Below are 22,121 nucleotides of genomic sequence, written 5' to 3'. Positions count from 1 at the left end.
TCAAAATTTAAGTAACTTTATCATTGGTATGGCGTCTTATGAGTGAATTTTATTTAGTAGAACCGTAATCCTATGTTTGGACTCTTTAAGGAAAATGTACGAATAGCTTTTGATAGTATTAAAAGCCAATTACTTAGAACCATTTTAACGGTAATGATTATTGCTATTGGTATTACTGCACTTGTGGGAATACTTAGCGCAGTTTCTGCACTAGAAAATACAATTAGCGGCGATTTTTCTGCTATGGGAGCCAATACATTTAATATAAGACAGTATGAGTTTAATATACAAATGGGAGGTCGTCCAGGAGAACGCCAAAAGGTAAATCCTATTTTGAGTTATAATGAAGTAAAAGAATTTAAAGAAAAATTTGAGTATCCATTTTCTCAAACCTCCATTTCCTTTACAGGTACAGCAAGTGCCGAAGTAAGATTTGAAACCGAAAAAACAGATCCAGAAGTTAGAGTATTAGGTGTAAACGAATACTTTTTAGACAATTCTGGTCTTAAATTAGAAAAAGGCAGAAATTTTACAGTCTTTGATATTGAAAACAATAACAACGTTTGTATTCTAGGAGCTGATTTTTATGAAGTTCTATTTAAAGACATAAATCCTATTGATAAAACGATTAGTATAAGAGGCGTAAAGTTTAAGGTAATAGGAATTTTAGAAGAAAAAGGCTCTACGTTTGGGAACAATCAAGACTTAAGGGTACTTATACCTATTCAAAATGCACGTTCTATTTTTACTGCGCCAAATATAAACTATGAGATGAGCGTGAAAATAGATAATAAAGAAATGATGGAAGGTGCTCAAGATGAAGCAACTATAACCTTTAGAAATATAAGAGGTCTTAGTCCTGTACAAGACAATAACTTTGGGATTGAGCGTAGTGATAGCTTATTAAATCAAATCTTTGCAATTACAGGGTATCTAGATATTGCTGCTTGGATTATTAGTATAATCACAATTTTTGGATCTTCAATAGCACTTATGAATATTATGTTGGTTTCTGTGACAGAACGTACTCGAGAAATTGGGGTTAGAAAAGCTTTGGGAGCAAAACGTAATACAATTGCCACTCAGTTTTTTATGGAAACCTTAATTATTGGACAATTAGGAGGTTTAATAGGTATTATATTAGGTATTCTTATAGGTTATGCTGTGGCATCTGCTGCAGAGTTTGATTTTGTAACGCCTTGGGTTGCTATTTTGTGGGCAACAGGTATTACCTTTTTAATTGCAGTAGTTTCTGGTAGTTATCCAGCTTTAAAAGCATCTAAACAAGATCCTATTGAGTCTCTTAGATACGAGTAACATTAAAACGTAAAGTACTTAACAATAGTCTCATAAAGATCAAACTGAGGTTCTTTAGGATCTAAGTAAAACTCTAGGTTGTCTAAGATATCTCCGTACTTGCTATTATCTATTGTAAAAATAATTACTGGGCTTTTAGTAGAGTAAAATATTTTCTGGAGTTGTTCATTATCAACTCTTGCAGAGTAATTTCCACTTAATAACCCTAAGTAAGAGAAATAACCATCGTATTCTGATAATACTGTTGCTACAGTATTAAATTTTTCATCTAGGATATTTATTTTAATTCGGCTAAACGGTTGTTGAGTACCATTTTTAGACCTGAAGACATATCCTGCAACTTCACCAGATATTTTTACAGGAACTTCAATAGTAGTAATTTTATTTGGGCTAAGTGTAATATTGTAAGAATCGTATTTTAATTTATAAGCAACACTTTCTGTGTTGTCTGTATTTAGCTCAACATAATAATCTATGTAGGGTTCTAAACTATTAAATTGTAAATCTCCATCAGGCATCTGGTTTCCATTTCTACCTTTGTTTAACTTACCGCCAAGGCCTACAACTACAGGTTCATCCTCATCTTTTATATCATTGTCGTTTAAATCTAAAAATGGTTTAAACACAAGATTAGCTCTGTTTAGAGTTATGTTTTTATCAAAGCTTAAGTGGTTGTCATAATTATTAAATAGTAAACCACCAGATATATTTTGCCCTAAGGTTACTAAGTCTTCACTAATAGCAATATTTGCTCCAGTACGAGCAAAGTTAAAGTCCCATCGTAATCCTAAGCTAAATAAGTTTGAGTTTGAAAAGAACTCTCTTGTATAACTAAAATCTAGTAATCCTCTTCCGTATAAATTCTTTCTAATTCTTACTCTGGCATAGTTAATTTTGTTTTGTGAGATTTCATATAATATCTCTGGCGACATTAAAAACCCGTTATAGATTTCAAAGGTTGTAAATCCTCTTAATCTATATAAGGCATTGGCGTTAGCATTTTTTAAAATACTGGTAGTTAAGTTAGAACTTAGACCAAATATTTTTCCATTATAAATGTATTGAGTGTTGGTAGAATAATTACCATTTCTGTTAGATCTGTAATCGAATCTAAATCTTGAAAACCCTTGTATAAACTTATATCTTAAAGGAAATGCTACAGTAGCATCTAACTGCCTGTTTGCTCCTTGAAATACTACAGTTTGGTTTTCATCTAACTCTGTATAGTTTGCCTGAATATTAAAGTTAGACGTTGAAAAGTAATTTATAGTACTCTTAAATCTTACACCTAAAGCATATTCTGAAGAAAAGATAAGGTTATTCTTTATTTTAAGGTTTGTAGATAAAAAAGGGTAAAAGCTTATATTACCTCTTGTCTTTACATATTCTGTACCTGCGTTTAATGTTAAAAACCTAGTTGCACCATAACTTCCTCTTACTTGAGAAAATACACTTCCAATTTCTTCTGCAAATGTTCCAGCAGTAATTTGATATTCAAATTCTTTTGGCGGTAAAAAACTAAATGGAACATTTATAAATCGTTCTTGTGTTTGCTCTTCCCCAAAACGTCCAAAAAACCTTAAATCGACATTAGTTCTTCCATAAACTACAGGTATAGAGAAACTAAAAAGGCCTGTGGCATCTGCTTCAGTATAATCTACCAAGACATCATTTATATAAAGCTCTACAGTCCAAAAGGGTTCTGTATATTCTGTAAGGTTGTAGTATTCAAAAGTGTTTCTTAATTGAGTAGACCTGTTTGTAATCTGTCCACCAATTAAAGGTGCGAAGTTTGTAGCGATTGAGTTTGTACCAACATTTCCTAAACTAAACTGCTTAAAATTAGTGTCTGAGTTATCGACATATTTATAGGTAGCAGAAAAATTTCTTAACGTAAGTGGCGTTTGTGCGTTACTTACAAAATTAGCAGCTAAATCTCCTCCCAAAAGCTGACCACCTGTGGAGACTTGAAACCTGTTAAAGGAATTACCATTTATAACTTGAGAGGTGTTAACTGCATAGGTGAGCGCACCAAACTCTATCCAAGGTCTTTCTCTTCTAGCTAATGTATCTCCTACATAAACAGTGTTTGTAATCTTATTAAGATTAAGGCGTCTTTCTAAAATCCTAGCTTCTTTCATAGCAGGAAGTTCAATAGCGCTTTTTGTGACAATAGCTAGTTCTCTATAAATAAAGCTACTTTCAAATTTAAAAACAGCATCTAATCGTTCTAAACTTAAATACAGGTTTCCTTGACTTAAATACACGTCATCTTCACCTAAAGCATATCTATTATCTCTAAAAATAATTTCTTGCTGTTCTGTATCTATGATATAGACATCTTCTGGAGAGCTTATAAAACCTTCAACTATTGATGAATCATCATTTATGAGAGATAACTTAACTTTTGTTATTGCAAATAACTCATTTATAGAAATATAGGTTTTGTTTTCACATATAATTGAAGACACTTCAGAATCCCGTAAACCTTCTATAAATAACCTTACAATGACCTCGTCACAATCTTGAGAAATTTGAGAGTATGATTGAAACGGTAATAATGAAATTAAAACAAACCCTAATAGAATGAGACTCCGAATTAATATTTTGAATGGAATAATGCGTAAAGTTTTACTCATTCAGAATTAATTATAAACATAACTTCTACGTCGCCATTATAATGCCCTGGCGAATTATTGCTTATGAGTAGGCTAGCCCCTAAAGAAACTGTGAGTGGATTTAATACCGATATATTAAAAGACTCATCATTTGGTAATTCTGGTTGCAAAAGAATAGTCTCATTAAATTGATTCACCAAATATACATCTGATGTGGATATTGATACATTAATAGGGAATACACTTGTTGTGGTAACTAAAAATTTAGCGGCACTTATTGTACTTTGGTTTAAAACTGTAATATTTTGTGATGTGGTTAGTGTAGAATTCTCTGTTAAATTTAAAACTCCAGAAGATTGACCACCTAAAGTAAACATGCCAAAATTATAAGGTTCTATATTTTGTGCAAGTATAGTTTGACCTATACTATATGTGTAAGTTGAACAAAGGAATAAGATAAGAAGAACTTTTAAATTATTCATTAGAGTTTTATTACATATTCAGCGATAATATCATTAATATTTCGTTCCTCTTTACTTGTTAGCGTAATTTGTATATTTCCTTCGCTTAAATTAGAAAATTCATCTGGCATGAGCATATTTACAACTCTATGATCATTTTTGGCATAGATTGCAATCCCAGGAATTTCTCCTATATTTTCTATACTACCATCACCATATAGGTAATCTATACTAATGGATCCATAAATAGACATATTACCAGACTTTGTAACTTTAAAAGAGAGCGCTCTTTTATTGTTTTCAGTAAATGGTAAGCTAACATCTTCAATAGCAACTGTTGTATTGTAAGCTCCTTTTCTAATAATATTAGGTATAGTTAAACCGTAAACTGCTTTAAGATTAACGCCCATAGCAGCCTCATTGTCTACCTCTAATACATTTGATCTTGCATTATTTCTAGGCACACCTTTAAAAAGTAAATGGGATCTATACTCTCCATCTTCCAATTCTGAAAAATTTCTCATTTGCAGCTTTACAGTTTGGGTTTGGTTAGGAGCTAAGGTTACTCGTCTTGGGAAAAATCTAAAATTTTTACTTGATGGGTTTTCAATAGAGTCTTCAGGTACTCTTTTAAAAACACCTGAATTATCTACCTTATAATTAACATACAACAAATTATATGTAGCGGTATCTTTTCCTCTATTTGTGAGGTATAAAGTTTCTGAGCGTTTATTTCCATTCTCAAAAACTACTCGTCTTGGCACTACAGATAAATCGCCTTGAGGGTAACAACTTGGTATACTTAATAATAAGAATAAGATATATAAAGCGTGTTTCATAATTAATAATAATAAGAGATGTGTTTATAAAAGTATTAATAAGTTGAGATAAAAAAAAGTACCATCTAAAAAAGATGGTACTTTTTAAATTAATATGTTGTGTAGGTTTATAAGTAATTTACAGTAACATCAAAAGTACCAGTGTATAAACCAGCAGCTTGATCTGCACCTACATTAAGTTTAGCACCTACCGTAAAATCTTCTGTTACACTCAAATCACCTAATACACCACCTAAAGTTACACCAGCAACTGGTAAACTAGATGTAAACGTATCAACAGTCATTGTGTCGTCGTTAGCATTTGTAATATCTATAGATGTAGGTAATGATATTGTAAAGATAGATATACCAGAACCAGTTACTTCAAAAGCTGCAGCTTCTGGACTAGCAGCTGTTTGATCACCTAATATTTGACTTACAGAACCAACACTTATAGTTAAACCTCCAGCAGGAGCTAATATAAATGATGAAGCTGAAGAAGATGGAATTACCACACCAAAATTAAGATCATTTGTTTTTTCAATTGTTAAGTCTTGTACAATTGTTGCAGAGGCATTTGCAGTTGCAGTATTTGTTAATTGTGCCGTAGCAGTTAAAATGCCAAATGTTGAAAGAACTGCAGTAAATACTAAATTTTTAAAAGTTTTCATAAGAGATTGTTTTTGAATTGTTAAATAAGAGACTAAATGTTTATTGTATTAATACACAAGCTAAATTATATTATTTATAAATATAAAATGTTAACAGTTTGTTAATTTAGGAAACATTTCACACCTAATATGTTAAAAGCTAATTTCATAGATAAAAAACACTAAGTAAATGTTAATTAAATATTATGCAATGCATTACACATTTACTTTAACAGTTGTATAAGCTTAAATGCTATGTGCAACTTGTTAAATAATAATCCATAGTCATTCAATTTTCTTAAATAATATCTGTTTAAAATAAATATTAGAGCTAAGCGTTTCAATTGTAGTTTTAATTACATTTGTGCCTATGCAGCAACGTTATTATGTTTTAGCCGCCATTGCATTATTCTGTTTCCTAAATATTAATTTTATATATGGACAGATAGGTGGTCAGTCTACATATCAATTCCTAAACCTTATAAACTCTCCTAGACAAGCTGCTTTAGGTGGAAAGAATATTACTATATATGACCAAGATCCCACATCTGGTCTTTACAATCCTGCCAATATAAATTTCAGAATGGACAACCAATTGTCTGTTAACTATGTAAATTATATAGCAGATGTAAATTATGGTACTGCTAGTTATGCTTATTTATATGATAGGAGAACTCAAGTTATTCATGCAGGCATTACTTACATAAACTATGGAAGCTTTGATGGGTATGATGAAAATGGTAATGCTACAAACACTTTTAGTGGTGGAGAAGCAGCACTGTCTTTAGGATATGCTTATAATATACCATACTCAGATTTTTATATTGGAGCAAATGCAAAGTTTATATCTTCAAAATTAGAACAATATTCATCTTTAGGAGGCGCATTAGATCTTGGTATAACTTATTTTTATGAAGACTGGGATTTAGTTATAGCTGCAGTTGCTAGAAATATAGGTACTCAATTTACTGCGTATGATGATACTTATGAAAGTATCCCTTTCGAAGTTAATTTCGGAATTTCACAACAATTACGAAAAGTACCATTGCAGTGGCATTTAACCTTTGAGAATTTACAGCAATGGCAAATAGCTTTCAGAAATACAAATAGAGATGAAGAAGATCTTTCTGGAAATGTTATTGAAGATGATCCAGGATTCTTTAATAATGTATTAAGACATACAATATTAGGAGTAGAGCTATTTCCAAAAGGAGGCTTTAATATTAGGTTAGGATATAGCTTTAGAAGAGGAGAAGAATTAAGAATTGTAGACCAAAGGTCTTTTGCAGGCTTAAGTGCTGGTTTTGGTGTCAAATTTAATAGAGTACGTTTTAATTATGCCTATTCTCGCTATAACAGCGCAGCTAGCTCAAGCTTTTTTGGTTTAAATATAGATTTACAATAATGCAGAAAAAAATTACAATTGCAATTGATGGGTATTCCTCTACAGGAAAAAGTACAGTCGCAAAACAATTAGCTAGCCATCTTAATTATATATATGTTGATACAGGAGCGATGTATAGAGCAGTAACGTTATATGCATTAAATAACAATATTATTTCTGAAACAGTTTTTAATAAAGAAAAGCTAATTAATGAATTAGATAATATTGAAATAACTTTTAAATACAATGAGACAAAGGGGTTTGCCGAAGTGCTATTAAATTCAATTAATGTAGAGCATCAAATACGAACTTTAAAAGTTTCAAATTTTGTTAGTCCAATAGCAACTGTTTCAGAAATAAGAAAAAAACTAGTAAGCCAACAACAGCGCTTAGGTAAAGACAAGGGTGTTGTTATGGATGGAAGAGATATAGGTACAGTAGTATTTCCAGATGCCGATTTAAAATTATTTATGACCGCATCTGCAGAAGAACGTGCTCAAAGAAGATATAAAGAACTTATTGAAAGAGGCGATGCTGTAAATTATGAAGACATATATAATAATGTTGTCGAAAGAGATTTAATTGATACTACACGTAAAGACTCTCCATTAGTTAAAGCAAAAGATGCAATTGAAATTGATAACTCTCAACTAACTTTAGATGGCCAATTTCATACCATACTACAACTTGTAAAGGATAAATTAGCGGGCAGATCATAAATCTCGCTTGATTATTAACACAGGTTAGTATTATTTGTTAATTCTTACAAAAAATACTGGTTTTAATCATATTTTATCGCCAATCGGTGTTAATGAAATGTTAAGCAGTTAAATTTAGGTTAAAGAGGTTGTGGTGAAAATCCAACAGTCCTTATTAATCGTTAATACTTTAAGACATAGTGTTTTAAAGCTACTGTGTACTAAACTAAGTTTAACTAAATCAACATTTCATTATGAAACAAAAAACTACTCGGAACTTATTTCTTACATTTTCCTTGTTGTTTGTTGCTGGCCTATCTTTTGGTCAAATTGTAACAAACGGCGATGATGCTGGACCAGGTTCCTTACGAGACGCAGTTGCTCAAGCTAACGCAAATGCAGGAGCAGACGTTATTACATTTAATGGAAACTTTACAGTAAACCTAACTTCTGGAGAGATATTAGTTACAGATGATGTAACAATTACAGGAAATGGTACTGGTAATACAATTATTGATGGTTCTTCCAATTCTGGAAGAATTTTTAATTTTCAGATGGATGGTGGCATTATTGCAGGAGCATCCTCAACACTAGATGCAATCACTATTCAAAACGGTTCAATTACAGGAACAGCAGATGGTGGTGGTGCTATATTTGTATCAGCTAATGATATTGTAGCTCCTAGTTCTTTAACTATAGTAAATTGTGATTTTAATAACAATTCCACAGAATCAGATACGTCTGGTGATGGCGGTGGTGGTGCAATTTATGCTTCAGATGTTTCACTAGATATTACAGGAACTGAATTTAATAATAACATAGCAACTGCTGCTTCTGGTAGTGGTGGAGCAATTTATTATGAGTCTCAAAGTGTTTTAACAACATTCTCTTTAGTAAATTCAGATTTAACAGGAAACATTGCTGGTCGTGCTGGTGGTGCGATTGAAACTAATACACCTAATGTATTAACAATTACTAACGTAACTTTTGATGGTAACCAAGCAACTGGTACACCTGGTAATGGTGGAGCGTTACATAATACAGGTATAAGTGATACAAACGTAACAGGTTCTACTTTTATAAATAATATTGCAGGATCAGAAGGTGGAGCATTATGGAATCAAGCTGGCGGAACAATGACCGTAAATGCCTCAACTGTAACTGGTAATGAAGCACAAGGAAACGATAGCTCTAACGGTGGTGGAGGTTTATTCAACAACGGTGGTACTTTAATAGTTTCTGGCGCAACTTTAGTAAATAATAATTCTGCTACAGGAACTTCTGGTTCTGGTGGTGGTATTTTAAGTACAGATGGAGATGTTACAGTTACAGATCCAAATACTACAGTAAATAGTAACATAGCAAACCGTGCTGGTGGTGGTATCGAAATAATAGATGGGTCACTTACATTACAAGATGTCTCACTTAATAGTAATAATGCTGGTGTTGCACCAAATGCTTCAGCAAGTCCAGGTAATGGTGGTGGTTTACACGTTTCCGGAATTGCTACTATTATAATTAATGGAGGTAATATTCAAGGAAATATAGCAGCTAACGAAGGTGGTGGACTATGGAATCAACTTGGAAGTACAATGACAGTAGGAAATACACCAACACCTAATTTCTCAGATAATATCGCAAGTGGAGATGCGCCTACTACAGGTGGTGGTGCAATATTCAACAATGGTGGAGACCTTATAGTATTAGCAGGAAATAATATAGTCAATAATCTTGCAGATGGTGTTTCAGGTTCTGGTGGAGCTATTTTAAGTAATGGAGGTACTGTAACAATTACTGAAACAACATTCACTAATAACGTATCTACACGTGCTGGTGGTGCTATAGAACATACTGGCGGAACCCTTAATTTAACAGGTGTAAATTTTGACAGTAATAATGTTGGTGTTACATCTCCTTTAAATTCTAATCCTGGTAATGGAGGTGCTTTACACGTAGGTGGTGATGCAACTACTAATATTACAGGTGGTTCAGTTATTAATAACCAAGCTGCTAATGAAGGTGGTGGATTATGGAATGGCTCTGGCATAATGACAATTATTGATGTTGTTATTGATGGAAACAGTGCTCATAGTGCTGCTGCAGCAACATCTGGCGGTGGTGGTATCTACAATGAAGGAGGTACTGTAACAACAGATGCTACGACACAAATAATAAATAACATTGCTACAGTAGGACCTTCTGGTTCTGGTGGTGGTATTTTAAATGCAGGTGGAACATTTACTGCTACAGGAACAACAATTACTAATAATACAGCAAATAGAGCTGGTGGTGGTATTGAAGCAAATAATACAGATTCAGGAAGTGTACCAGGTATTGTAAATTTAACTAATGTAACATTAGATAATAACAATGCTGGTGGTGTTGCTCCTGCTCCTGGAAACGGTGGCGGACTACACGTAAGTGGGTCTAGTGCTATTAACATTACAGGAGGAACCGTAAGTGGAAACACAGCTTCCAAAGAAGGTGGCGGACTATGGAACAACCAAGGTGTGATGACTATCACCGGAACAACTATAGATGGTAACGATGCGCAGGGAGACCTTGTTGCAGATCCATTGGAAATTGTAGGTGGTGGAGGAATCTTCGCTGAGGATGGAGCCGGATCGGTTGTCATCGGAGCGGGAACGATCATCTCGAACAACTTCGCCTCAGGAACACAAGGTTCTGGAGGAGGAATCCTTATGGCTACAGGAACTACATTGTCAATAGACGGTAGTGCAGGAGCTGTAATGATCACAGGAAACTCTGCAAGCAGAGCAGGTGGTGGATTGGAGGACTGGTCTCTAGACACGAACACCAACACATTGACCAACGTTGTGTTTATGAACAACACGGCAGGCTTGGATGCAGGAGCATTCACGGCAGATGGCGGTCCAGGAAACGGAGGAGCAATCCACGTTACGGGTCCAGGAAACAATACGATCACAGACGGATCTGCTTCAGGAAACCTTGCTGCCAATGAAGGTGGTGGATTCTGGAACGGATCAGGAGTAATGACGATAGTAAACACCGTAATAGATGCGAACACTGCCTCTGGTAGTGATGCTGCTGTAGCAGGTGCTGCAGGTGGTGGAGGAATATTCAATGAAGGAGGAACTGTGGATATCTCAGGAACAGCTTCAGTGACCAACAACATCGCAGATGGTGCACAGTCAACTGGTGGTGGTATCTTGAATGCTTCAGGAATACTGACAGCAAATGGAACAACAATAACAGGAAACCAATCCAACAGAGCTGGTGGTGGTATTGAGACCAATGGTTCAAGTTCAGTGACACTTACAGATGTTGCTTTAGATGGAAATATGACAGGTGTGGTAACCGGTCCTGGTGCTCCAGGAAATGGTGGTGGACTTCACGTAAGTGGAGCAGCACCAGTAACAATCACAGGAGGAACCGTAAGTGGAAACACAGCTTCCAAAGAAGGTGGCGGACTATGGAACAACCAAGGTGTGATGACTATCACCGGAACAACTATAGATGGTAACGATGCGCAGGGAGACCTTGTTGCAGATCCATTGGAGATTGTAGGTGGTGGAGGAATCTTTGCTGAGGATGGAGCCGGATCGGTTGTCATCGGAGCTGGAACGATCATCTCGAACAACTTCGCCTCAGGGACGCAAGGTTCTGGAGGAGGAATCCTTATGGCTACAGGAACTACATTGTCAATAGACGGTAGTGCAGGAGCTGTAATGATCACAGGAAACTCTGCAAGCAGAGCAGGTGGTGGATTGGAGGACTGGTCTTTAGACACGAATACCAACACATTGACCAACGTTGTGTTTATGAACAACACGGCAGGCTTGGATGCAGGAGCATTCACGGCAGATGGTGGTCCAGGAAATGGAGGGGCAATCCACGTTACGGGTCCAGGAAACAATACGATCACAGACGGATCTGCATCAGGAAACCTTGCTGCCAATGAAGGCGGTGGATTCTGGAACGGATCAGGAGTAATGACGATAGTAAACACCGTAATAGATGCAAACACTGCCTCTGGTAGTGATGCTGCTGTAGCAGGTGCTGCAGGTGGTGGAGGAATATTCAATGAAGGAGGAACTGTGGATATCTCAGGAACAGCTTCAGTGACCAACAACATCGCAGATGGTGCACAGTCAACTGGTGGTGGTATCTTGAATGCAGCCGGAACATTGACTGCAAACGGTACAACAATCACAGGAAACCAATCTAACAGAGCTGGTGGCGGAATCGAGACTAACGGAAGTGGTCCTGTAACCCTTACTGATGTTACTTTGGATGCTAACCAAACAGGAGTTGTAACAGGAACAGGAGCTCCAGGAAACGGTGGTGGTATCCACGTTAGTGGGGACAGTGCTGTAACAATCACTGGAGGAACCTCAAATGGGAATACGGCTGCCAATGAAGGTGGTGCACTTTGGAACGGTTCAGGAGTAATGACAATCGTAGACACTACTATAGATGCCAACACGGCATCTGGTAATGATGCAATGTCTCCAGGAGCTGCCGGTGGTGGCGGAATCTATAATGAAGGAGGAACTGTGGATATCTCAGGAACAGCTTCAGTGACCAACAACATCGCAGATGGTGCACAGTCAACTGGTGGTGGTATCTTGAATGCTTCAGGAATACTGACAGCAAATGGAACAACAATAACAGGAAACCAATCCAACAGAGCTGGTGGTGGTATTGAGACCAATGGTTCAAGTTCAGTGACACTTACAGATGTTGCTTTAGATGGAAATATGACAGGTGTGGTAACCGGTCCTGGTGCTCCAGGAAATGGTGGTGGACTTCACGTAAGTGGAGCAGCACCAGTAACAATCACAGGAGGAACCGTAAGTGGAAACACAGCTTCCAAAGAAGGTGGCGGACTATGGAACAACCAAGGTGTGATGACTATCACCGGAACAACTATAGATGGTAACGATGCGCAGGGAGACCTTGTTGCAGATCCATTGGAGATTGTAGGTGGTGGAGGAATCTTTGCTGAGGATGGAGCCGGATCGGTTGTCATCGGAGCTGGAACGATCATCTCGAACAACTTCGCCTCAGGGACGCAAGGTTCTGGAGGAGGAATCCTTATGGCTACAGGAACTACATTGTCAATAGACGGTAGTGCAGGAGCTGTAATGATCACAGGAAACTCTGCAAGCAGAGCAGGTGGTGGATTGGAGGACTGGTCTTTAGACACGAATACCAACACATTGACCAACGTTGTGTTTATGAACAACACGGCAGGCTTGGATGCAGGAGCATTCACGGCAGATGGTGGTCCAGGAAATGGAGGAGCAATCCACGTTACGGGTCCAGGAAACAATACAATCACAGACGGATCTGCTTCAGGAAACTTAGCAGCAGCTGAAGGTGGTGCGTTTTGGAATGGGTCTGGAACAATGTTAGTTACTGGAACTTCATTTGATTCAAATATTGCAAGTGGAGCAGACGCAACCAATGGTGGTGGTGCTTTGTTTAATATCGGAGGTACACTTACTGTATCTGGTGCTTCAATTACAAATAACGTAGTTGATGGAACATCAGGTTCTGGTGGTGGTATTTTAAATGTAAATGGTGGTATACTTTCTGTTACAGATACTGATATTTTAGGGAACTCTGCATCTCGTGCAGGTGGAGGAATCGAAGATAACTCTACTGTTGATTTAGGTGATGGCGCATTAGTAGGATCTGTAACTTTATTTGGTGTTCAGCTTAATAACAATATTGCTGGAAGTGCACCAGGAAATGGAGGTGGTTTACACCTTACAGGTGGTGCAGACTCTAACATTACAAGTAGTGTTATTAATGGTAATACAGCATCTAATGAAGGTGGTGGTGTTTGGAATGGATCTGGAGTTATGACAATTTCATTAACTACTATTGATGGTAATACAGCCAACGGCGCTGCAGCTACTAATGGTGGTGGCGGAATATTCAACAATGCTTCAGGAACTATAAATTTAAATACATCAACAGTATCTAATAATGTTTCAACTGGTGCAGCTGCTCAAGGTGGTGGTATACATAACAAAGCTACTACAACGCTTAATGTTACAGCAAGTACTATTTCAGGAAACACTTCGGCATCTAATGGTGGAGGAATTTATAACAACGGAACAGCATCTATACTAAATGCTACTATTGCAAATAATACTGCTACTGCAAACGGTGGTGGTGTATCTGGAGAGTCTTCTGTTACAGTTAAAGGTTCAATTATAGCCACAAATACTGCCGCTACAGGAACAGATGTAGATGGTACTTTTGTTTCAAACGACTATAATTTAATAGGTGATGATAGCGGTAATGCTTTCCCAGAGTCTGCAAATGATATTGAGAATGTGAACCCAGCAATTGGGCCATTAGCAGATAACGGTGGTACTACATTAACTCATATGTTATTGAGTACTAGTGCTGCAGCAAATGCTGGAGATCCAGGAGATACTTCTTTAGATCAAATAGGAAATGCAGTTTTCGGTGATGCTAGAGACATAGGAGCACTTGAAGACCAAGATGCCTTAGGTGTAGAAGATTTTGGTAACTCGCTTAGCGATACAGTGCTTTTCCCAAATCCTTCAACTAATGGAAATGTTAGTTTAAACATTCCTACTAATATTACAAATACAGTAACTATTAGAGTGATAGATATGACAGGAAAGCAAGTACACTCACAACAAGCTACCTCTGGATCAGTAACTCTTAACTTAAATAGGTTAGCAGTTGGTACTTACTTGGTAAATATTTCTGATGGAAATACAAGTAGCACTTTAAAACTGTTAATGAGTAGATAATCAATTTTTATAATTGTTAGCTGAGAATCGCTTCAGATTAATTTCTGAAGCGATTTTTTTATGAAATAGATTATAATAGTGGTTTGATAATCAATAAAAAGATTGTATTTTTGCACACCTTTAGCGAAAGTTAATGGAAGACTGAAAGTATACTGAAAATCAATTTATTAATACTTCTACATCTTTTTTCGCATAATGTCTTCCTAAGTAAATGTAGAATACAAATTATTTAATCAGCAATGGCTGAAGAAAAAACAACTCCAAAAGTCTTAGAAGAGCAAGTAGACACTCAAGCTACAGCAACTGCAGAAGAGACTACAAAAAAAGCAAATTACATCTCTCCAGCTCAGGAAAACCCTGAGAAGTTCCTTGAGGAATTTAACTGGGAAAACTACAAAGAAGGTATTGAGCCTATCGATGAAGGGAAACTAGATGAGTTTGAAAAATTAGTGAAAGACAACTTTGTTGATACATTAGATGATCAGTTAACTACTGGTACTGTTATTAACATTACAGATCGTGATGCTATTATAGACATTAACGCTAAGTCTGAAGGTGTAATTTCTCTTAATGAGTTCCGTTACAATCCAGATCTTAAAGTTGGTGACACTGTAGATGTAATGATTGATGTGCGTGAAGATGCAGAAGGTCAATTAATATTATCTCACCGTAAAGCACGTACGATTAAAGCTTGGGAGCGCGTAAATGACGCTCACGACGATGGTACTATCGTTAATGGTTTTGTAAAATGCAGAACTAAAGGTGGTATGATTGTAGATGTATTTGGTATCGAGGCATTCTTGCCAGGTTCTCAAATTGATGTGAAGCCAATTCGTGATTACGATGCTTACGTTGGTAAAACAATGGAATTTAAGGTTGTAAAAATCAACCATGAATTTAAAAACGTTGTAGTATCTCACAAAGCGCTTATCGAAGCAGATATCGAAGAGCAGAAAAAAGAAATTATTGGGCAGCTTGAAAAAGGTCAAGTACTTGAAGGTACTGTTAAAAACATTACATCTTACGGTGTATTTGTTGATCTTGGTGGAGTTGATGGATTGGTACACATTACAGATCTTTCTTGGTCTCGTATTAACCATCCAAACGAAATCGTTGAGCTTGACCAGAAACTTAACGTTGTTATCCTTGACTTTGATGAGGACAAAACACGTATCCAACTTGGTCTTAAGCAACTAAGCAAGCATCCTTGGGAAGCACTTGGTGATGAGCTAAAAGTTGGTGATACAGTAAAAGGTAAAGTAGTTGTTATTGCAGACTACGGTGCGTTTATTGAAGTAGCTGAAGGTGTAGAAGGTCTTATCCACGTTTCTGAAATGTCTTGGAGCACGCACTTGCGTTCTGCACAAGATTTTGTAAATGTTGGTGACGAGGTAGAAGCTCAGATCTTAACTATGGATAAAGAAGACCGTAAAATGTCTCTTGGCATGAAGCAACTATCTCAAGATCCTTGGACAGATATCACGTCTAAGTATCCAGTTGGTTCACGTCACGAAGGTATTGTACGTAACTTTACAAACTTTGGTGTGTTTGTTGAATTAGAAGAAGGAATTGATGGATTAATTTACATCTCAGACCTTTCTTGGACTAAGAAAATTAAGCATCCATCTGAGTTCTGTAACGTAGGAGATAAATTAGAAGTAGTTGTTCTTGAATTAGATGTTGAAGGACGTAAGTTAAGCTTAGGTCACAAACAAATTGAAGACAACCCTTGGAACAAGTATGAAGGTGAGTTTGCAGTAGGTACTAAACACACTGCTACTATTTCTGACATAGTTGACAAAGGTGCTACTATTGAATTTAACGAAGATATTACTGCATTTGTACCACAACGTCACCTTGAGAAAGAAGACGGAAGCAAATTAGGTAAAGGTGAAGAAGCAGAATTCGTAATTATTGAATTCAATAAAGAATTCAAGCGTGTTGTTGCATCTCACATGTCTTTACACAAAGAAGAAGAAGCTAAAATTGTGAAGCAAGCTGCTAAGAAAGCTTCTGAAGCAAATGCTGACAAACCAACACTAGGTGATGCTAACGCAGAACTACAAGCGTTGAAAGATAAAATGGAAGGTAAGAATTAATTTCTGCTAACTATTGCACATAAAAGCCTTTCAGATTAAATTCTGAAAGGCTTTTTTTATTAATTCAATTTTAATTACAGTCTGTATTGGCTGTGTGCTGTAAACTTTCAATAAAATCATTACTTTTGTGTTATAGAAGACCACACTTTATGAGTCAGAAAGTATTATTAAATGCTAAGGAAGTCAATATTATTCTTCATAGGTTGACTTGTCAATTAATAGAGAATCATAAAGATTTTTCAGAAACCGTTTTAATAGGTATTCAACCAAGAGGAATTTATTTAGCACAACGTATAAAGTCACTTTTAGAAGAAGATTATAAAATTCCTAATATTAAATTAGGAGAACTAGATATAACGTTTTTTAGAGATGATTTTAGAAGGTCAACAAAAATACTTGAAGCTAACAAAACACGTATAGACTTCCTAATTGAAGACAAAAGGGTAGTGCTGGTAGACGATGTTCTGTATACAGGAAGAAGTATTAACTCTGCCTTAACTGCGTTACAAAGTTTTGGAAGACCAAGACATGTTGAGTTACTTATATTAATAGACAGAAGATTTAGCAGACACTTACCAATACAACCAGATTATAGAGGACGACAGGTAGACGCTATAAATGAAGAACAAGTAAAGGTGCATTGGAAAGAAAATAACCAAGAAGACACCATATATTTATTACAGGAAACAGAGCAGTAGCTATGAGTGAATTAAGTGTAGACCACTTACTGGGAATAAAATACATTACCAAGGATGATATAAACCTCATTTTTGAAACTGCCACACAGTTTAAAGAAGTAATTAATAGGCCAATTAAAAAAGTGCCTTCGTTACGAGATATAACAATTGCCAACTTATTTTTTGAAAACAGTACTCGTACAAGGCTATCTTTTGAGTTAGCTGAAAAACGTCTTAGTGCAGATGTTGTAAATTTTTCTGCAGCATCATCTTCTGTAAAGAAAGGTGAAACATTAATAGATACAGTTAATAACATCTTGTCTATGAAAGTAGATATGGTTGTTATGAGACACCCAAATCCTGGAGCTGGAATATTCTTATCTAAACATATAAACGCAAGCATAGTTAATGCTGGTGATGGTGCACATGAACACCCAACTCAGGCGCTGTTAGATTGTTTTTCGATTAAAGAAAAATTAGGAGAGGTTAACGGGAAAAACGTGTTAATTGTTGGAGATATCTTGCATAGTCGCGTTGCATTAAGCAATATTTTAGCATTAAATTTACTTGGAGCAAAGGTTAAGGTCTGTGGTCCTAAAACTTTAATTCCTAAATATATAGAATCTTTAGGGGTTTCTGTTGAAACAGATTTACGAAAGGCATTGCAATGGGCAGATGTAGCCAATATGTTGAGAGTACAAAATGAACGTATGGATATTAGTTACTTTCCTTCTACTCGAGAATACGCACAACAATTTGGGATAAATAAGTCCTTAATAGAATCTTTAGACAAAGAATTAGTAGTAATGCATCCTGGACCTATAAACAGAGGTGTCGAAATGACTAGTGATGTTGCAGATAGTGAAAATGCTATTATACTAAACCAAGTTGAAAATGGAGTTGCTATTCGAATGGCTGTAATATACCTATTAGCATCAAAAATTAAACAATAATGAATCTTACCAAAGAAGAAAATTTCTACATCATAGAAGATGATAGAGATGATATTAAAGATTTTGCATCTTTCATAGACTATAAAAGAGCACATTTTTCTAATCAAAATCTTATTATCGACTTACTGAAATATGGCACTTTAACTTTAGAAGAGCTTTTAATGTTCTTAAAGTCTTCTAACGATCATAGGGGAGACAACAAATCTTTTGTAATTGTAAACGACACTATAAACATTGATACAGTACCAGATGAGCTAATGGTAGTTCCTACACTACAAGAAGCTAAAGATGTAATTCAAATGGAAGATATTGAGCGTGATCTTGGATTTTAAAATTAAATTATGAAGCTTACCATAATTGGTTGCAATGCCGCTACACCTACAACTACAGGAAACCCAACTGCGCAGGTGTTAGAGGTAAATAACCAAATGGTATTAATAGATTGTGGTGAAGGCACGCAAACTGCCCTAAGAAAAAATAAAATCAGATTTTCTAGAATAAACCACATCTTCATCTCACATTTACATGGTGATCATTTTTATGGACTAATTGGCTTAATTTCAACATTTAGTCTTCTTAAGCGTGAAAAAGATCTTCATATTTTTGGCCCTAAAGGTCTTAAGGAGATTATATTACTTCAATTAAAGTTATCTAAATCTTGGACTAATTTTAAATTATTATTTCACGAGCTTGAAAGTAAAGCCTCTGAAACAATATTAACTCATGAAAAATTTTTAGTTCAATCCATTCCACTTAAACATAGGGTTTATACTAATGGTTTTCTTTTTAAGGAACAACCAAAAGAAAGGAAACTCCTTATTCATAAAGCTTTAGAATACAACATTGACAAAGTTTATTATAAAGGTATTAAGAAAGGAAAGGACGTTGTTTTAGAAGACGGTACAATAATACCCAATAGGGAATTAACAGAAGATCCTCCAAAAGTGAAGTCTTATGCTTTTTGTAGTGATACCATGTATACAGAATCAATAGTTCCTATAATACAAGGCGCTAATGCTCTTTATCATGAAAGTACATTTTTGGAGCAACATAGTGAGTTGGCAAAGCTTACAAAACATACAACCGCAGTGGAAGCTGCACACATAGCAAAAAAAGCAAATGTCGGCTTGTTAATTCTAGGACATTTTAGTACTAGATATCCAGATTATAACATGTTTAAAAACGAAGCAATCTCTGTATTCGAAAACACAGAGATTGCTAAAGATGAAAGAGTATTTGAGTTTTAAACGCTTAGCGTCTAATTAACTTTAATGTTTTAAACTGTTGTCCTTGCTGAATTTTAACAAGATATACACCAGAAGCTAGATTACCTATATTGATTCTAAAAGCTTCGGAAGTACCTTTAGTGGTTAACACACGATTTCCTAAGATTGAATAAATTTCAACTTTAGAATTATCAGCATTAGGTAAGTTAAAGTTTAATGTATTGCCATTTGTAGGATTAGGATACATTTTAAACTCTTGCAATACAACAGTATTAGTTGATAAAGAGTTTCCCCAAATTTCAAAAACCCAATCTTCATTATCAATAAAAGGATTTCTATTACCCTGAAAATCAAATATTGCTTCTTGTCGTTGTAGTTCTTTTGCGCTTACAGGATCATTTACGTGCCATTCATAAAGCATATTTAACGCCCAATCTTCAAAAACCTGATCAGAAGATCCATCAAGCATAGAGTCGCCATCTGTATCATTAGTTTCCCATCCGCTAATTAAATTTTCGTAGCGCGTAGCAACGTAAAAGTATTGTCTTGCTATATCTCCCTTAAATTCATCAATAGGTTCAAAAACATTACCGGTCGGACCTGCTAATGCGCTAGAGCCTATCTTAGAGCCATTGTTAGATGTGTATGATACATTAGAAACTTCGCCGTATGCTAAATTTCCTCTCATACCGTTTACTTTTTTGTCTGCTGGTATTACGTGAAAAGGGTCAGTAAAAATTGGTAACCCATCATTATCAAACCAACTTCTTGGAAAAGAGTGTTCTCTATTAAAAAACTCACACTCATTTCCGCCACCAGAGCCCATATCTTGGTCTACTACAAACTCAAAATCACAATCTGAATACATTTCCCAAACAAAAGTGTTTCCGTTTTCTATTCTAGAGTCAGAATCTTCATAAACATCCCATAAGTCGCCATAAGACTGTGGCATATGAAAAGGTTGCCCATTGGCATCATCTACATTATCTATAATATTGTGTAATGCGGTTTTTAAACTATAGCCTGTTTGGCCTTGAGCATTATTATAATAACCCGATGGTGCTTGAGCAGCAAGCGTTAAAGTTAAACAGCAAAATGCTGTAAAAAGTAATTTTTTTCTCATTTCAATTAACTATTTTTTTCTAATAATGCCATGTAAAATCCATCATAACCTGATGTGGATGATAGCATTGATTTATCTTTTATTAATTTAAATTCTTTTCCTTCGTCACGCTTTAAGAATGCTTTTACCTGTTCATTATTTTCGCTAGGAAGAATAGAACACGTAGCGTAAACCATCTTACCGCCAGACTTTACCATTTTTGAGTAGCTATTTAATATTTCAGCTTGAGTATTTCTTAGCTTATCTAAAAATTCAGGCTCAAGTTTCCACTTTGCATCTGGGTTTCTACTTAAAACCCCTAAACCACTACAAGGTGCATCAATAAGAACACGATCTGCTGAGTTATAGAGTTTTTTTACAACCTTAGTACTATCAATATGTCTTGCTTCAATATTATGAGCGCCAGCTCTTCTTGCACGGCGTTTAAGCTCTTTTAGCTTATTTGCATAAATATCTAAAGCTATGATCTGACCTTTATTTTCCATTAAAGCTGCAAGGTGAAGGCTTTTTCCGCCAGCTCCTGCACAAGTGTCTATAACTCTCATTCCGTTTTCAACATCCAAAAAAGATGCCACTAATTGTGAGTTTGCATCTTGTACTTCAAACAAGCCATCTTTAAATGCCTTTGTAGTAAATACGTTTTGGCGCTCAACAAGTTGCAGAGCATCATCATAACCCTTTACGGGTTGAACTACTATATTTTCATCAAGTAATAAGCTCTTTAGCTTGCGTGTGTCTGTTTTAAAAGAATTTGCTCTTAATATAACTGGAGCTTGCTCATTTAAAGCTGCTATTTCTTTATCCCAAACTTTACCTAATTCTTTTTCACCTAGTTCATCCATCCAATCTGGAATAGATTCTCTAATTTTTCTAATCTTGCTCAACTCATCAAAACGCCCTTTTATACGACGTGTTGGAGTAGGCTCTATCTGTGGCCAGTCTGGTAAATTAATTCCTCTTAGTACACACCAAACAGCAAAAAGTCTAAAAAGATTTTCTCTTGAAAAAGGTTCTTTAACTTCAGCTATTTCAGCATAAAGACGTTTCCACCTTACAATATCATAAGTGGTTTCTGCAATAAAAGCACGATCTCTAGCTCCCCAACGCTTATCACGTTTTAAAGCTTTTCCTATTTCCTTGTCTGCATATTTACCTTCGTTAAAGATGTCCCTTAAGGCATCAATAGTAGCAAATACAAGATTTCTGTGAAGACGCATATATAAAAAATTAAGCCTGCAAAGGTAAGATTATAATAAGAATAGACCTATATTTAAAGCATGCATTTTAATTTTAAAACCATTGTTTATTGCACCTT

15 protein-coding genes are annotated in these 22,121 nt (G+C 35.6%); 9 read left to right on the top strand and 6 right to left on the bottom strand.

Annotated elements, in window-relative coordinates; translation table 11 throughout:
- The first annotated feature begins 72 nt into the window (after positions 1 to 72).
- On the top strand, positions 73 to 1,317 hold the full coding sequence (locus CA2559_RS10265; RefSeq protein WP_013187818.1) for an ABC transporter permease: 1,245 nt from the start codon (positions 73 to 75) through the stop codon (positions 1,315 to 1,317).
- Between the two features lie 2 nt (positions 1,318 to 1,319).
- Here the strand turns inward: CA2559_RS10265 and CA2559_RS10260 are convergent, their stop codons facing one another.
- The 4 genes from CA2559_RS10260 to CA2559_RS10245 form a co-directional block, all read right to left on the bottom strand.
- Positions 1,320 to 3,956 carry a hypothetical protein gene (locus CA2559_RS10260; RefSeq protein WP_013187817.1) on the bottom strand — a complete coding sequence of 879 codons (2,637 nt, stop codon included), beginning with the start codon at positions 3,954 to 3,956 and terminating at the stop codon, positions 1,320 to 1,322.
- The gene (locus CA2559_RS10255) at positions 3,953 to 4,417 is read right to left on the bottom strand and encodes a DUF4402 domain-containing protein (RefSeq protein WP_013187816.1); all 465 of its coding nucleotides are present in this window, start codon (positions 4,415 to 4,417) and stop codon (positions 3,953 to 3,955) included. Before CA2559_RS10255 ends, CA2559_RS10260 begins: the two co-directional genes overlap by 4 nt.
- Entirely contained in the window at positions 4,417 to 5,235 is an 819-nt protein-coding gene (locus CA2559_RS13845) for a fimbrial biogenesis chaperone (protein ID WP_013187815.1), read from the bottom strand. The genes CA2559_RS10255 and CA2559_RS13845 overlap by 1 nt, the downstream gene beginning before the upstream one ends.
- 107 nt (positions 5,236 to 5,342) lie before the next feature.
- A complete protein-coding gene (locus CA2559_RS10245; RefSeq protein ID WP_013187814.1) occupies positions 5,343 to 5,885 on the bottom strand; it encodes a DUF4402 domain-containing protein in 543 nt (180 codons plus the stop codon).
- Between the two features lie 349 nt (positions 5,886 to 6,234).
- On the opposite strand from CA2559_RS10245, the gene porQ reads away from it, so the two are divergent.
- The 8 genes from porQ to CA2559_RS10205 all read left to right on the top strand — a co-directional run bounded on the left by porQ (position 6,235) and on the right by CA2559_RS10205 (position 19,704).
- Positions 6,235 to 7,269, top strand: a complete 1,035-nt coding sequence (porQ, locus tag CA2559_RS10240; protein WP_013187813.1) for a type IX secretion system protein PorQ — start codon at positions 6,235 to 6,237, stop codon at positions 7,267 to 7,269.
- On the top strand, positions 7,269 to 7,967 hold the full coding sequence (gene cmk / locus CA2559_RS10235) for a (d)CMP kinase (protein ID WP_013187812.1): 699 nt from the start codon (positions 7,269 to 7,271) through the stop codon (positions 7,965 to 7,967). The genes porQ and cmk overlap by 1 nt, the downstream gene beginning before the upstream one ends.
- Positions 7,968 to 8,200: 233 nt before the next feature.
- Positions 8,201 to 14,728: a T9SS type A sorting domain-containing protein gene (locus tag CA2559_RS10230; protein ID WP_148232803.1), complete on the top strand. Its 6,528-nt coding sequence runs from the start codon at positions 8,201 to 8,203 to the stop codon at positions 14,726 to 14,728.
- Between the two features lie 239 nt (positions 14,729 to 14,967).
- Positions 14,968 to 16,827, top strand: a complete 1,860-nt coding sequence (gene rpsA, locus CA2559_RS10225; protein ID WP_013187810.1) for a 30S ribosomal protein S1 — start codon at positions 14,968 to 14,970, stop codon at positions 16,825 to 16,827.
- 149 nt (positions 16,828 to 16,976) lie between these two features.
- The gene (gene pyrR / locus CA2559_RS10220) at positions 16,977 to 17,525 is read left to right on the top strand and encodes a bifunctional pyr operon transcriptional regulator/uracil phosphoribosyltransferase PyrR (protein WP_013187809.1); all 549 of its coding nucleotides are present in this window, start codon (positions 16,977 to 16,979) and stop codon (positions 17,523 to 17,525) included.
- A 2-nt stretch (positions 17,526 to 17,527) separates the two neighbouring features.
- Complete coding sequence (locus CA2559_RS10215) at positions 17,528 to 18,457, top strand: aspartate carbamoyltransferase catalytic subunit (protein WP_013187808.1); 930 nt, start codon at positions 17,528 to 17,530, stop codon at positions 18,455 to 18,457.
- Positions 18,457 to 18,789, top strand: a complete 333-nt coding sequence (locus CA2559_RS10210) for a hypothetical protein (protein ID WP_013187807.1) — start codon at positions 18,457 to 18,459, stop codon at positions 18,787 to 18,789. Before CA2559_RS10215 ends, CA2559_RS10210 begins: the two co-directional genes overlap by 1 nt.
- A 9-nt stretch (positions 18,790 to 18,798) precedes the next feature.
- Positions 18,799 to 19,704, top strand: a complete 906-nt coding sequence (locus tag CA2559_RS10205; protein WP_013187806.1) for a ribonuclease Z — start codon at positions 18,799 to 18,801, stop codon at positions 19,702 to 19,704.
- 4 nt (positions 19,705 to 19,708) lie between these two features.
- Here CA2559_RS10205 and CA2559_RS10200 read toward each other — a convergent pair whose 3' ends face one another.
- The gene (locus CA2559_RS10200; RefSeq protein ID WP_013187805.1) at positions 19,709 to 20,806 is read right to left on the bottom strand and encodes an endonuclease; all 1,098 of its coding nucleotides are present in this window, start codon (positions 20,804 to 20,806) and stop codon (positions 19,709 to 19,711) included.
- A 5-nt stretch (positions 20,807 to 20,811) separates the two neighbouring features.
- Positions 20,812 to 22,023 (bottom strand): RsmB/NOP family class I SAM-dependent RNA methyltransferase, encoded by a 1,212-nt coding sequence (locus CA2559_RS10195; RefSeq protein WP_013187804.1) that lies wholly within the window; start codon positions 22,021 to 22,023, stop codon positions 20,812 to 20,814.
- Between the last annotated feature and the right edge of the window lie 98 nt (positions 22,024 to 22,121).

Source organism: Croceibacter atlanticus HTCC2559 (genome assembly GCF_000196315.1).
Lineage (GTDB): Bacteria > Bacteroidota > Bacteroidia > Flavobacteriales > Flavobacteriaceae > Croceibacter > Croceibacter atlanticus.
Note: the sequence above shows the minus strand (reverse complement) of the source record. Positions and strands in the feature narration are given on the sequence as shown.